We start from the raw sequence: 14,091 nt of genomic DNA on the forward strand, positions 1-14,091 counted from the left end.
ACGCGTGGAGCTGACGAATACTAATCGGTCGAGGACTTATCCACACACTTAGCAACTGATCATGCAGATCCAGTTTTGAATGAATGAAGAAGCCATTCCTTTAAGGAATGGTTTTTTTTGTCGCCCAGCTTCAAGTGCCAGTATAGCACCCGAAGAATGACCGTATAGATAAGCCGTACCTCCTGCTGCATCGATCAGGGCTTCAATGTCTTCAATTTTACGTTCATAAGCGTACGCCAGCCTGTTGCCACTGTCGCCTCGTCCGCGCTGGTCATAATTATAAGACGTTTACAGATGTTGACAAAAACAAAACTAACATAATAATATAACCTTACGTAAAAATAAAGTTTTACGGAGGTCTGCCTGATGGAAATTTCAAAGGGAGTAGAAATGCTTCATCTAGATTTTCATGGGAATATCATTCACCCCGTTCTTTTATGGGATCGAGACATGGCTGTTTTAATAGACACCGGATTCCCAGGGCAAATGGATGATTTACGAGTGGCGATGGAAAAGGTAGGAGTATCGTTCGACAAGCTAAATGCTGTGATTTTGACGCATCAGGATGTGGATCATATCGGCAGTCTTCCTGAGATTTTGCAGGAGTGCGGGGATCATGTTCACGTTTATGCACACGAACTAGATAAACCGTATATTCAAGGGGAGCTGCCGCTTTTAAAAGACGGGCATCTTGAGAATCCTCCCAAAGGCAGAGTGGATCATACCGTGAGTGACGGTCAGGAACTGCCCTTTTGCGGCGGGATTCGTGTCATCCATACTCCTGGGCATACTCCCGGTCATATCAGCCTTTATTTAAAGCAAAGCAAGACTCTCGTTGTCGGGGACTCGATGTACAGTGTAAACGGGATTCTCGGGGGAATTCATGCCCCGAGCACACCGGATATGAATACAGCCCGATTCTCTTTAAAAAGGTACGTAGACCTCGACATTGCAGCTGTGGTTTGTTATCACGGGGGATTCAGTAACGAAAATGTGAAGGATCAGATCGTAGAGCATAGTCAGTAATGATAGCCTATACTCACAAAAACGGCAGCCAGTTTAATCGGCTGCCGTTTCCTTTATGCCAGGCAAATGTCCTCACCCATTAATCCTTGTTCATAACCGAAGGAGTAGCAGTTCGTACGAAGATGATCGCATCAAAAGCTTTCGCTGGAATCATCTGCAACGTATACAGCTTCTCCATTTTTCCATACCATCCACTAAAGACATCACCGATTGCACTGATGGGCTGTGCTTTATTCAGATAGGTGTAAAAATCCGCATGATGCTGTGCCTTTGCAAAGTCAAGGAATCCATCCGCCATCCCTGTCTGAGCAAACAGAACAGCTAGCCGATCTTTGCCACTATTTTTTACAGTAAACGCTTTGCGCTCATTGGTAGAGGCGTCATTCGCAAGGAAGGTGCTTTCGTAGAATTCACTTCCGATTGCGTAATATTGGTCTCCCAAGGCTTTTGCGAGATGTGCTCCCATGCAGGTTGTCATTCCTGCGGAAGTGGAGGTCTTTTCAATGTGTCCATTATGTCCGGCGATGAACAGGTTATTGCGACCGTAATGCTTCTTTTCAAAGGATAAAATCCACATTACTTTGTCCGCCATATAGCGATCACGGGTGTTGCCATAGTTCGTGTTTGTTCCGCGCAGTGTAGCGTTTTGCTTGATGGATTCTGCGAAGGCAGTAGCCAGCTCATATTCTTTCATAGAGCTTTTCGCGATATAAACAGATTGTTTTTGTTTCATCTGCTCTATCAAGCTTTTTATGTGGGTGAGCGCTTCCTGTACGAGGGTGATCTTTTGATCATACACCGTCTTATCATTCAGATTCGTAAGCAGCTTCTCATACTTGGATGCGAGTGCCGGATCAACTTTTTTCAAATAGGAGAATAGCCCGTTTTTGTTATGGTCATAGCGTTGCATATCAAAGCCGTAGAAATGAATTTGATCTTTGGGATCTCGCTTCTCATTAAAGGCGCGCATCCAAGAGAGAAGGGCGGCCATTTCTTCTGTATGGTAAATCGTAAATCCGATGGCTTTTGCGGCATCCTGAGCAGTTCCGCTGCCGCCTAAAATGTATTCATTGACCTTTTGTCCACCGCCAAAATCACCTTCGATGGCAAATACGCGATAACCTTGCTTTTCTACTAAATGCTTAAAAATATCTAACTTCAGCGTAGTGAATTGCTTGTTGCCATGCGTAGCTTCTCCAAACCCGATGATGGTTTTTGCAGGAAGCTCCATTTTTGAAACAGGGACAAGGTTTGCTTGCAATGACTGTTGCAAGGTGCTGGCTGATGCGGGATGGAACCCTGTCAATACACTTAGGATCATGAACAAGCTGATGGTGAATAGGAGTTTACTCTTCATGTCACTCTCTCTTTCTTGCGGTTCGTAGGTGGTTTTTCTTACCATTTTCCCAATTATACTCCTTTATGAAGTCGTTTACCTAGATTAAAAAAACGCACTTGGGCTTTGTAATCCCCGAGTGCGTTTCTCTTTGTTATTTCACATATTTCGCCCGATACTCATCTGCCAGCATGGACATGAGAATAGAGTCATGATAGGCGTGGTTGTAATAAAGGGCTTGTCGCTGTACGCCTTCTCGTTGGAAGCCGAGCTTTTCATACGTGTGGATGGCACGTTCGTTAAAGCCGAATACGTTTAGCTCGATGCGATGCAGATTGAGGATGCCAAAACCATAATCGAGCATCAGCAGAAGGGCTTCGCTTCCGTAACCTTTTCCTTGATTGGCATTTTGATCAATCGAGATTCGAATGAAGGCGTTGCGATTTTTCGGATCGATATCTCCGATTTGGACGTCGCCAATCACCTGATCATTTTCACACAGGCAGATCAATAAGAGGACGCTGGAAGAATCCTGGCTTTTGTTCTCGATATACTGCTGGATTTGCTCACGTGTGAAATGCTTTTGAGTACCAGTCAGCATACGCGTTTCCTTGTTGAACAAGGAGCGGAAGTATAATTCGGTATCTTCTGTGCCAATTGGTCGCAAAAAGACGCGTTCCCCTTCCAAAAAGCGAACCGCTGCACGTGTATTCTCTTGTGTCATAGACATAATCGTTGTCCTCCTGTTCGTACAAAACTTCTTTTTCTTAGGATAACGAGCAAGTGTATACTTGAAAATATGCAGTTTTGTAAAAATGAAAAGGACAGATGGAGGGGGAATCGAGATGCTCTTGACCCCAAACTGGCAGGAAAACGACAACGAGCCGCAATACGTACAGCTTTATGCTTATTTGAAAAAGGAGATCGTCGCAGGACGCTTGGCGGTGGGTAGCAAGCTGCCGTCCGTTCGCAAACTGGCTGACTTGCTGGGCCTAAGCACAACACCAGTGGAGATGGCATACCAGCAGCTGCTGGCGGAAGGTTTTATCCAAAGTAAACCGCGCAGTGGGTATTACGTGGAGAAATTGCCTGATCCTGAAGTGAAACCGGGTGCTGGTGCGAGCACACAAACTATCCAGCGGCCCATGGTGCGTGACGAACGGGAGTACGTCTATGACTTTCACCTCTCCCGCAATGATTTTTCATTGTTTCCAACCATGATTTGGCGTCGTTTGTACAATGAGACGCTTCACATAGAGCAGCATGAGAATCTTTTTTATGGAGATCCGCAAGGGGAGGCTGGACTCAGGAAACAAATCGCTGATTACTTGCACAGGTACCGGGGTGTCGCTTGTTCGCCGAATCAAGTGGTGATTGGGGCGGACCAGTTTGGCTTGCTGTCTCTGATATGTTTGATGGTAAAGCCGCAGTTCCAACGCATCGGCGTAGAAAATCCGGGGTATTTGCTGTTTGCCAATACGTTTCGCCAGCACGGATACGACGTGGTGCCGATCTCACTAACAGAGGACGGAATTAGCGTCAGTGAGCTATATGAGTCAGGGGTTGGGTTGACTGCCGTTTCTTCGGCTCATCAATACCCGCGTGGGATGATCATGCCCATATCCAAGCGGCTGCAATTGCTCGAATGGGCCAAAAATGTGGGAGGATACATCATCGAAGACGATTACGACGGAGAGTTTCGTTATCATGGCAGACCGATTCCGTCCATGCAAGGCTTGCTCCCAGATGCGAATGTGATCTATATGGGGAGCTTTGCGCAGGTGTTGGCGCCAGCAATCGGCATATGGTACATGGTCTTGCCTGAATCTCTGCTGGATACGTACTACGACCTACTGCGCGAGACACTGATGGAACCATCCTCATCCCGACTGCATCAGCGGACGATGGAAGCCTTTATGGAAAAAGGATATTTCGAAAAGCATGTCCGCAAAATGCGCAAGCTGTATCGCAAAAAACATGATGCGCTGCTGCTGGCTGTGCAAAAGCATTTCGGAGAAAGAGCGACAGTCATCGGAGCCGATGCGGGTTTTCACGTTCTGCTGCGGGTAAACAGCGAGCGAGGCGAGGAAGAGTTGAAAAAGCTGGCGATTCAGGCAGGTGTGAGAGCCTCGTCTGCATCGTTTACATGGCTGGTGCCACCTAATCCCTTGCCAAAAGAGTTTTTCCTCGGCTTCGGTGGTATTCCATTGGAAAAAATCGAACCCGGTATCGAGGCATTGAGCCAAGCGTGGTTTGGTGATTGTTGACAATGCTTGAGTACGCCGTTATGCTAAGAGTACCTTTTGGAAAATATGAAAAACAGAATATTTTCCTTGTTTTCGAGAGGGGGGCAAGAACATGCAGGAGCGAATCCTACAATGCGCCTATCATGAGATTGAGACCAAGGGCGTCCGTTTTACCATGTCTGATTTAGCTCGGCGTGCAGGCGTTAGCACCAAGACGTTGTATGCGAGCTTTCCATCGAAAGAAGTTTTGATCACCAAAGTCATTGAAGAAAATATCGAGGATTTACGTAAAGCGGAAGACCAGATTTTACAGGATACTGACCTCGATTTGGTAGAGAAGATGCGACAGCTCCTGGCACTGGTCCCGAACAATTTCTCACGAACGGACCTGCGCGTGTGGTACGAGCTGAAGCGCTACTATCCCGAGCAATGGAAGCTGATCGACGAGTTCAATCAACAGGAGTGGGAGCATGTTCGGATCATTCTGGAGCAAGGAGTAGAGGAGGGTGTATTTCGGCGTATCCAGCTTCCGATCCTGATTCAGATGTATACTGGAACGCTCAACCAGCTGATTGATCAGCAGTTGGCGAACCATCATCATGTGACGATTGGCGATGCGCTTGATGCGGTTATCGATATTTTACTAGGCGGCATCGTAGATTCTTCGTCTTCAAACAAGTAAGTAGGAGGAGCATAATGAGTTGGATCTATCTATTAATGGCCATTTTGCTAGAGGTGGCTGGAACAACATCGATGAAGCTGTCCGACGGGCTGAGCAAGCCTGTACCCAGTGTGATGATGTTTATCTTTTATATTTTGTGCTTCTCGTCGCTGAGCCTGGCGCTCAAGGAAATGGAGGTTGGGACCGCCTATGCCATCTGGTCTGGTCTCGGCACGGCGATCATCGCGGTCATTGGTGTGGTGGTCTTCAAGGACGCTTTCACTGTCAAAAAATTGATTGCTGTCGGACTGATTATCGTGGGCTGTGTGCTATTGAATCTGGGAGACAGCTCTCATGCGCAATCTTCTAAAGATACAGGAGTAGCTGAGGCGAAATGAGTGAGAGAAATGTAAGAGCAATGCTCGTATTCTTCTGGGTCACCGATGTGGCGTTTGTCGTATACTGGCTCGTTACATTTTTGGAGCTTCTCCCTGTGGAATATCTGTATCAGGATTACTACGACCCCAATTTGCTTGCATGGAACTTGTCCTTTTTTCCATTGGATATTTTCATTTCCATCACGGGCTTTGCCAGTCTGTACGCCTATCGCAGAGGACGGAACATCTGGAAGCCGCTTGCCATGCTGTCGCTCGTTTTGACATCCTGCTCGGGTTTGCAGGCGATCGCTTTTTGGGCGTTCAGGGCAGATTATGATTGGTCTTGGTGGATTCCGAACCTGTACCTGCTGATGTACCCGTTATTCTTTTTGCCGGGCTTGATGCGAGAACTGGCAAAAGTGAAGGAAAGGGATTCTTGACAAATTTTGAACGGTGGCTATATAGTAGGTCTTAAGTTAATAGTGCTGTGGAGATTGGGAGATCAGCTAATATTTGCAAAATGAGGGCATTAGCTCTTGTTTTGCGAGTATTAGCTTTTTTATTTTCTCTCCAGACAAACCACAAAGGAGTTGGCGTATTGTAAGCGCTTAACGGGAATAGGTTTACGTTTTTTCCAAAAAGGGGGAGGATGGGGCATGTCTATTTATGTAGGGGAATTGATCGGGACGATGATCTTGATCATTTTGGGGGCAGGTGTTTGCGCCGGACAAAACTTGAAAAAGGCGTATTCCCAAAACGGCGGTTGGATTGTAATCACGCTGGGCTGGGGTCTGGCAGTTGCGTGCGGTGCCTATGCAGTAGGAAGCATTAGCGGAGCGCATTTGAATCCGGCACTTACGATTGCACTGGCAAGCATCGGTCAATTTCCGTGGGAGCATGTTCCGGGCTACATAGCGGCTCAACTGATTGGGGCGTTTATGGGAGCGACGTTCGTCTGGATCTTTTATTACCCGCATTGGCGTGAGACGAATGATGCAGGAGCCAAACTAGGGGTATTTGCAACAGGTCCTGCGATTCCCAATACGGTCGCGAATCTGTTCAGTGAAATTTTAGGTACGTTTTTCTTGGTGCTCGGTCTACTGGCGATCGGAGCGAATAAATTTGCAGAAGGACTGAATCCGTTTATCGTCGGCTTCCTGATTGTTGCAATCGGTTTGTCTCTTGGTGGTACTACGGGGTATGCAATCAATCCAGCCCGTGACCTGGGACCTCGTCTCGCTCATGCTCTCTTGCCCATCCACGGCAAAGGAAAGTCCAACTGGCGCTATGCATGGATTCCTGTTGTTGGACCAATTATTGGAGCAGTAAGTGGAGCGTTTTTTTACAAATGGACGTTTACAGATCATTCGCTGACAGGTGTAATAGCATTAGCGGCTTTCATGGTGATTGCCATCGTGGTCGGAATGACAACCAAAAAATCAATCGGTAGCAAGGAGCGACTCGCATCCGAAAGTGCGCGTTCCTAGACATAAAGGTAAGAATGAAGGCGATTTCATATGAGTGAAGGAGGAACAGTTGTCATGGACAATAAATATATGCTTTCCCTCGATCAGGGAACCACGAGCTCTCGCGCTATTTTATTCGATAAATCAGGTGCCATTATCGGTGTGGCCCAGAAGGAATTCACGCAAATCTATCCGAAGCCGGGTTGGGTGGAGCACAATGCCGAGGAAATCTGGGAATCACAGCTGGAGGTTTTGAAAGCGGTTTTACTGGAAAATCATGTGAAGCCGGAAGAGATCGCAGGGATTGGGATTACCAATCAGCGGGAAACAACCGTGGTATGGGATAAGCACACGGGTAAGCCAATTCACAATGCAATTGTATGGCAAAGCAGACAGTCCATCGATATTTGCAACCAGTTGAAAGAGCAAGGCTATGAGCAAACCGTTCGTGAAAAGACAGGATTGTTGATTGACGCTTACTTTTCCGGGACAAAGGTAAAATGGCTGCTCGATCATGTGGAGGGAGCACGGGAGAGAGCTGAGAAAGGCGACCTCTTGTTTGGAACCATCGATACATGGCTGATTTGGAAGCTGACCAATGGCCTTGTACATGTGACCGACTATTCCAATGCTTCGCGCACGTTGATGTTTAATATTCATTCCCTGGAGTGGGACGACGAGCTATTGAACATGCTGCAAATCCCGAAAGCCATGCTGCCAGCTGTCCGTCCTTCCAGCGAATTGTACGGCTACACAGACGAGAAGCTCTTCGAATTCCAGATTCCGATTGCCGGGATTGCCGGAGATCAGCAGGCCGCTTTGTTTGGGCAGGCGTGCTTTGCGGAAGGGCAGGCCAAAAACACATACGGAACAGGTTGCTTCATGCTGATGAATACCGGAGAAAAGGCAGTTGCTTCCAAAAACGGGTTGTTGACGACCATTGCCTGGGGAGTGGATGGCAAGGTAGAGTACGCCCTGGAAGGCAGTATTTTTGTAGCTGGTGCGGCGATTCAATGGCTGCGTGACGGACTTAAGCTGATCGAAAAATCGTCGGATTCGGAAAAGCACGCACTCGCTGTTGGCAGCACAGACGGTGTCTATATGGTTCCAGCCTTTGTTGGACTGGGAGCACCGTATTGGGATATGGAAGCAAGGGGCGCGATCTTCGGCTTGACCCGCGGAACGACGGAAGATCATTTGATTCGGGCAGCGCTGGAGTCTCTGGCTTATCAGACACGGGATGTGCTTGAAGCGATGGAGGCTGATTCTGGCATCCGGCTGCAAAAACTAGCGGTAGACGGTGGAGCCGTGGCGAATAACTTTTTGATGCAGTTCCAGTCCGACATCCTGAATACAGAGGTTGAGCGTCCGCGTGTCAATGAAACGACTGCGCTGGGAGCAGCTTACCTGGCAGGGCTTGCCGTCGGGTATTGGGGAAGCAAGGAAGATATTGTGAATAACAAAGTGGTGGAGCGCTCCTTCTCACCGGATATGGCGGAGGAATTGCGCCAGGAGCTGTACGCAGGTTGGAAGCAAGCTGTTACGGCAACGATGGGTTACAAGATTAGGCATTGATTTTTGTGTAAAAGAGGTCTAAAGTTAAAGATAAGTTAATCATGCTGTGGAGACTACGGAGACAGCCAGTATCAGAAGAGCAATGACATTGCATTGCTTCTTTTGGATATTGGCTGTCTTTTTCTTTTAGAGAGGATGAGAAGAACGATGAACGATCAACATGCATTATCATCAAGTCAACGCCAGGCTTGTCTGGATAAAATGGCAAACAAACAACTCGATCTTTTGGTCATTGGTGGTGGGGTGACGGGAGCAGGTATTGCCCTCGACGCAGCCGCGAGAGGTCTGAGTGTCGGACTCGTAGAAAGACAGGACTTCGCTGCGGGCACCAGCAGTCGCTCTACCAAGCTCGTTCATGGAGGATTGCGCTATTTGAAGCAGGGCGATGTGCAGCTGGTGCGGGAAGTAGGCCGGGAGCGAGCTATTTTGTATCGCAATGCGCCACATATCGTCATCCCGGAAAAAATGATTTTGCCAATCGTGAAAAATGGTACCTATGGCAAGCTGGCAACCTCTATTGGTTTGTATGTTTACGATGTGTTGGCTGGCGTCGAAAGAAAAGAACGACGCATCATGCTGAACAAAGAGAGAACTGTGGAGGCAGAACCGCTTTTGCGCCGCGATATTCTCAAGGGCGGCGGGCTTTATTTCGAATATCGGACAGATGATGCTAGACTTACGGTTGAGGTCATGAAAACAGCAAGCTCGCACGGAGCGCTCTGCGTGAACTATACCGAAGCCACTGGCTTTATTTATGAAAACGGCAAAGTCATCGGGATCAGCGCGAAGGATTTGCTTACGGGCACGGAGTACTCCCTCCATGCAAAAAAAATCGTCAATGCAGCAGGTCCTTGGGTGGATCAGCTTCGAGAAAAGGACAACTCCTTGTACGGCAAGCGCCTCCACCTGACAAAAGGTGTCCATCTGGTCGTGCCATATAACAGACTGCCGTTAAAGCAGGCCGTTTATTTCGATGTATCCGATGGGCGTATGCTATTTGCCATTCCGCGCAATAACAGTACGTATATCGGTACCACTGACACGAATTACAAAGGTGTGCTGGAGCGCCCAACGGTAACGAGAGAAGACATGGAGTATGTATTGAATGCCGCGAATGAGATGTTCCCTTCTGTGAAACTGACGGAACAGGATGTCAGCTCCAGCTGGGCAGGACTCAGACCGCTGATCCATGAAGACGGCAAGTCCCCATCCGAATTGTCACGCAAGGACGAGATTTTTTATTCCAAAAGCGGGCTGATTACGATCGCAGGTGGAAAATTGACGGGCTTCCGTAAGATGGCCGAGCGGATTGTGGATGTGGTGGCCAAGCAATTGACGGAAGAAGAGGGCAGAGCATTCAAAGCCTGCCGGACAGACAAAATCGTCCTCGCGGGCGGAAAATTTGACTCTGCAGCCAAGATTCCTGTATTTGTGAAAGCACAGGCAGAGCGACTTCGCCAATGGGGAATCACCGAGGAACAAATCCGCGTTCTGGTCGGAAAATATGGAAGCAACAGTGAGCAAATCGTAACGATGTGCCAGGAGCTTTTGACACAAAATGCTCAAAATGTGTCTCCGATCGAAGCACTGCTGAAAGCAGAACTGCGCTACGCTGTAAAGGAAGAAATGGTCATGACCATGAGCGATTTTCTGATTCGTCGCAGTGGCAGACTATTCTTCGAGAGGGATACACTGGAGCCTGTGTATCGAATGGTGGGAGAAGAGCTCGCTCATGAGCTGCAATGGTCGGATGAGAGAAAAGAACATGAAATAAAAGTGTTTGAAGAGGAATATCATCTTGCGAAAACATTTCAATAGGGGTGATTCGTGATTGGCAAACCTGATCAATCAAAAAATACTTCCTGCCGCCCGGACATTAAAAGAATTTGATGAACTCATGGAAAGCTGCTACGAGCGCATTATTTTGCTGAATGCTCATGTAGCACAAGTAAAGCCACTGGGAAAACGGGCCAGAGCGTTCGGGAAAAAACTGCTGATTCATGCTGATCTCATAGACGGCTTGAAGTCTGATGAATATGCGATGGAGTTTCTTGCGCAAGAAGCCCAGCCCGAAGGAATCATCACGACACGGAACAGTGCCGTTCTAGCCGCCAAGAAAAAAGGGCTCATTTCCATCCAACGACTGTTTCTCATTGATACGATGGCATTAGACAGCAGTCTTACCCAGCTTGCGAGAACCAAACCAGATTACGTCGAGGTTTTGCCAGGAATCATTCCCCACCTGATCGAAGAAATCACTGTACGAACCAATATTCCGGTTATCGCTGGAGGATTTATTCGTACAAAGGAAGATGTGGATCGTGCTATTCTTGCCGGTGCAACATCTGTAACCACTTCTCGCAGAGAGCTGTGGATGAAATCATAAGGGCATATTAGGGTCGTCAAAAGCCGGTCATTCCTGTTCGTAGGAATACCGGTTTTTTTGATAGGTAGATACCCTTTTATTTTTAGAAAGGTCAGTAGTCTATGCGGATGAACATCACCGTGCATATACACATATAGTCAGCAAAAAATAAGAGGAAAGAAGGCGGTTGAGTGAATTATCAAAGCTCTCAATGGCAATCATCGTATTCTTCGCGGGAAGGACATTCTTCTTATTACCCTTGGCAAAGAGATCGGGAACGGCCACCAGGATGGGAGCGTGGAGGTGGCTGGCAGAGACCTTTCCGGAGTTGGGAGTTTGACCATAGACGGAGATGCCCGGATCACTGTCGTTGGTGCCCTCCTGGCTGCTGCGGACGCTTTCGCTAACAGATAAGTAGTAGAACGAGAGCCAAATCTTGAGAGGTATTCGAGAGATTTGGCTCTTCTTTTGGGCAAGTGAGAAGGAGAGCGACGAGCGTAATCATCCAGGCTCCTACCTTCTCGCCTCCTGATCCTCTCGACGCCTTCTTCGATCTGTGCCTCATTGGTATTGCCGTATCCAAGAATGATTTTATCTGTATGATTGTCTTTGACAATGGCGTGTTCCTCGACCGGGTAGACACGCACTCCGGCTTGCTCCAGTGCAGTCAGGACGTCAGGTGTGAAGCGAACCGTGGGAAAAGCAGCTACGATGTGCAGACCAGCAGCCTCCCCCCAAATGCGCATACCATCACCAAAAGCTAGTTGTAGAGCATCAATCAAGCATTGTCGGCGTTTTTTGTACAGCTTTTTTACGCGATTCACGTATTTTTCTAGATGCCCCTCCTCGATAAAAACCCCCAGAGCAAGCTGATCAATCGAAGGGGTGTGCAAATCGGATAGCCATTTTGCTTGCTGATAGGAAGCTACCAATGCTTTTGGCAGGACAAGGTATCCCTGGCGCAGTCCGGGAGAAAGGATTTTGCTAAAGGAACCGATGTAGATAACACGCTCCGGGGCAAGTCCCTGAATAGAGCTGATGGGAGCAGTCTCGTAGCGAAACTCGCTGTCGTAATCATCCTCGACAATGTAACAGTCAGCTTCTCTTGCATAACGAATGAGTTGAAGTCTTCGTTGGATCGGCATGGTACCGCCGAGAGGGAACTGATGTGAAGGCGTGACAAATACGAAGCGGGGGCGGTGGGCAGATAATGACGGTAGCTGTTCCATATCCATCCCGTAGGCATCTGTCGGAACAGGTAGTAAACGAGCCCCTGTCCTGGTGAAAATACTTTGGATATCGTGCGTGATCGGATCCTCGATGACTACGTGACGATCAGGACGCAGAAGCACGTTGGCAATCAGGGTGAGCGCCTGAGTAGCTCCGGATGTCATAATGATTTGTTCGGGTTCGCATTGCACACCGCGTGTTCGATACAAATAGCGACACAAAATCGTGCGTAGCTCCGTGCGTCCCTCGGGACGATTATAGCCAAAGACTGACAGCGGCGCTTCCTGACAGACGCGTTGGACGGTTTTGCCCCAGAGGCTACGAGGAAAGTGCTCCAGAGCAGGAACACCGGAACGAAAATCGATCAGCTTGCTCTCGGCTTCGTTGAAGTGCTGATTCACTTTCGGCAAACCAGTCTCTGTCACCCGGGCGTACTGTTCCAAATAAATGCCCGAAGCAACAAAATACCCGGAGCCACGTCTGCTCTCGATGTAGCCCTCGGCTAATAGCTGCTCGTACGCTTCTAACACCACATTGCGAGAGAGGTGCAGTTCACTGGCTACTTTGCGGGTTGAAGGAAGCTTGAAGCCGGCTGTCACTTCTCCGCTCAAAATCTTTGTGCGCAATTCAGAATAAATTTGTCTGATTAACGGAATGGGTTTCTCTCGGTCAATGGTCATCCAGAGCAAGGCGTGCGAGCCTCCTTATGTAACTGGTCCTCTCGAAATAGTGGGAAACTGGACCTAATCCACACCAGCGTACCATGGTAGGGTGAAGGAAGAGAAGAGGTATGCCACTGCTAAAGGAGAGAGAAGGATGACACCAGAAGAGAGAAGAACCGCAGAGATTTTGCGTACAATCGCCCGTGATGAACGAATCAAGGAAGCGGTCAGAACATCGCCCTTGTTATATCCGTTGCTTTTGGCGGCTACGAAACGTTATGTAACAGGCGAAACGCGTGCGGAAGCAATGAAAATAGCCCAGCGCTTGGAAAACATGGGCTACCGCCTATCAGTTGAACACATTGGTGAAAATACGCTGGATTTGCAGGTTGTACATGAAGCGCAGCGGGAATTTCTCGCGTTAACTGTGGATTGCTCCCAACTACATACATCAGTCGGAATCTCCTTTGATCTGTCCCATCTCGGCTTGTTACGGGATCAAGAGCTGGCTTTTGCCCACGTAGAGGAGTTGGCGGAGCGGGCGAGGCATAGCGGCCAGTACTTGATGATCAGCATGGAGGAATCGACGAAAACAGAGGCGATTATCAGCATGTATGAGCGCTTGGCACAGCGACATGAAAATGTGGGCATTACAATTCAAGCGCATTTACACCGCTCGTTGGATGATGTGAAACGGGTGCTCGGACTCCCGGGGAAAATTCGCTTGGTCAAAGGCGCATTTAAAGAACCCCAGGAAATCGCTTTGGCGCGTTCAGTCGAGTTGAACGAACGATACCTAGAGCTGGCTGACATGTGTGTGCAAGCTGGGCGTGTATGCTCACTCGCCACCCACGACCAAGCGATTGTAGACGAGCTAGCCCGCCGTGACTATTTGCATCGATCGAATGTAGAGGTCGAGCTGTTATACGGGGTTCGACCTGAGCTAGCTCATGCTTTGCGAGAAAAGGGGGTTCCGGTGCGATTGTATCTCACGTATGGGACAGAGTGGTACTTGTACTTGTGTCATCGACTAGCGGAGCACCCGCCTCATGTACATCAGGCGATAGCCGATATGTTTGATCCGGCGGGGCTTCAGGATGTAGGGTATGGCATGTCATAGAAGGATTACGAAAAACGTCAGAGCACA

At 48.4% G+C, this 14,091-nt stretch carries 12 protein-coding genes and 2 pseudogenes; 10 read left to right on the forward strand and 4 right to left on the reverse strand.

The window, feature by feature from the left end:
• Nucleotides 1-48: 48 nt before the first annotated feature.
• A pseudogene (locus ACQ5DJ_RS04075) lies at nt 49-288 on the reverse strand (alpha/beta fold hydrolase); the annotation flags it as partial.
• Between the two features lie 78 nt (nt 289-366).
• On the opposite strand from ACQ5DJ_RS04075, the gene ACQ5DJ_RS04080 reads away from it, so the two are divergent.
• On the forward strand, nt 367-1,026 hold the full coding sequence (locus tag ACQ5DJ_RS04080) for an MBL fold metallo-hydrolase (protein ID WP_429841313.1): 660 nt from the start codon (nt 367-369) through the stop codon (nt 1,024-1,026).
• 79 nt (nt 1,027-1,105) lie between these two features.
• Here the strand turns inward: ACQ5DJ_RS04080 and ACQ5DJ_RS04085 are convergent, their stop codons facing one another.
• Nucleotides 1,106-2,383 carry an erythromycin esterase family protein gene (locus tag ACQ5DJ_RS04085; protein ID WP_429841314.1) on the reverse strand — a complete coding sequence of 426 codons (1,278 nt, stop codon included), beginning with the start codon at nt 2,381-2,383 and terminating at the stop codon, nt 1,106-1,108.
• 133 nt (nt 2,384-2,516) lie between these two features.
• Nucleotides 2,517-3,092 (reverse strand): GNAT family N-acetyltransferase, encoded by a 576-nt coding sequence (locus ACQ5DJ_RS04090; RefSeq protein WP_429841315.1) that lies wholly within the window; start codon nt 3,090-3,092, stop codon nt 2,517-2,519.
• A 115-nt stretch (nt 3,093-3,207) separates the two neighbouring features.
• On the opposite strand from ACQ5DJ_RS04090, the gene ACQ5DJ_RS04095 reads away from it, so the two are divergent.
• From ACQ5DJ_RS04095 to ACQ5DJ_RS04130, 8 genes are all read left to right on the forward strand, one after another.
• Entirely contained in the window at nt 3,208-4,629 is a 1,422-nt protein-coding gene (locus ACQ5DJ_RS04095; protein ID WP_429841316.1) for a PLP-dependent aminotransferase family protein, read from the forward strand.
• 91 nt (nt 4,630-4,720) lie between these two features.
• Nucleotides 4,721-5,290 carry a TetR/AcrR family transcriptional regulator gene (locus ACQ5DJ_RS04100; protein ID WP_429841317.1) on the forward strand — a complete coding sequence of 190 codons (570 nt, stop codon included), beginning with the start codon at nt 4,721-4,723 and terminating at the stop codon, nt 5,288-5,290.
• A 14-nt stretch (nt 5,291-5,304) separates the two neighbouring features.
• Complete coding sequence (locus ACQ5DJ_RS04105; RefSeq protein WP_429841318.1) at nt 5,305-5,667, forward strand: DMT family transporter; 363 nt, start codon at nt 5,305-5,307, stop codon at nt 5,665-5,667.
• Nucleotides 5,664-6,086: a YvaD family protein gene (locus ACQ5DJ_RS04110; RefSeq protein WP_429841319.1), complete on the forward strand. Its 423-nt coding sequence runs from the start codon at nt 5,664-5,666 to the stop codon at nt 6,084-6,086. Before ACQ5DJ_RS04105 ends, ACQ5DJ_RS04110 begins: the two co-directional genes overlap by 4 nt.
• A gap of 216 nt (nt 6,087-6,302) precedes the next feature.
• Nucleotides 6,303-7,133, forward strand: a complete 831-nt coding sequence (locus ACQ5DJ_RS04115) for an MIP/aquaporin family protein (RefSeq protein ID WP_069849084.1) — start codon at nt 6,303-6,305, stop codon at nt 7,131-7,133.
• A 54-nt stretch (nt 7,134-7,187) separates the two neighbouring features.
• Entirely contained in the window at nt 7,188-8,687 is a 1,500-nt protein-coding gene (gene glpK, locus ACQ5DJ_RS04120; protein WP_429841320.1) for a glycerol kinase GlpK, read from the forward strand.
• Nucleotides 8,688-8,834: 147 nt separating this feature from the next.
• Nucleotides 8,835-10,505 (forward strand): FAD-dependent oxidoreductase, encoded by a 1,671-nt coding sequence (locus ACQ5DJ_RS04125; protein WP_429841321.1) that lies wholly within the window; start codon nt 8,835-8,837, stop codon nt 10,503-10,505.
• A gap of 13 nt (nt 10,506-10,518) precedes the next feature.
• The gene (locus tag ACQ5DJ_RS04130) at nt 10,519-11,073 is read left to right on the forward strand and encodes a glycerol-3-phosphate responsive antiterminator (protein ID WP_429841322.1); all 555 of its coding nucleotides are present in this window, start codon (nt 10,519-10,521) and stop codon (nt 11,071-11,073) included.
• 503 nt (nt 11,074-11,576) lie between these two features.
• On the opposite strand, the pseudogene ACQ5DJ_RS04135 reads toward ACQ5DJ_RS04130, so the two are convergent.
• Nucleotides 11,577-12,971 (reverse strand): annotated as a pseudogene (locus tag ACQ5DJ_RS04135) (PLP-dependent aminotransferase family protein); the annotation flags it as partial.
• Nucleotides 12,972-13,098: 127 nt separating this feature from the next.
• Between ACQ5DJ_RS04135 and ACQ5DJ_RS04140 the strand changes: the two are divergent.
• Nucleotides 13,099-14,064 carry a proline dehydrogenase family protein gene (locus tag ACQ5DJ_RS04140; protein WP_429841323.1) on the forward strand — a complete coding sequence of 322 codons (966 nt, stop codon included), beginning with the start codon at nt 13,099-13,101 and terminating at the stop codon, nt 14,062-14,064.
• The last annotated feature ends 27 nt before the right edge of the window (nt 14,065-14,091 follow it).

This window comes from Brevibacillus sp. FIR094 (assembly GCF_050477165.1).
Classification (GTDB): Bacteria; Bacillota; Bacilli; order Brevibacillales; family Brevibacillaceae; genus Brevibacillus.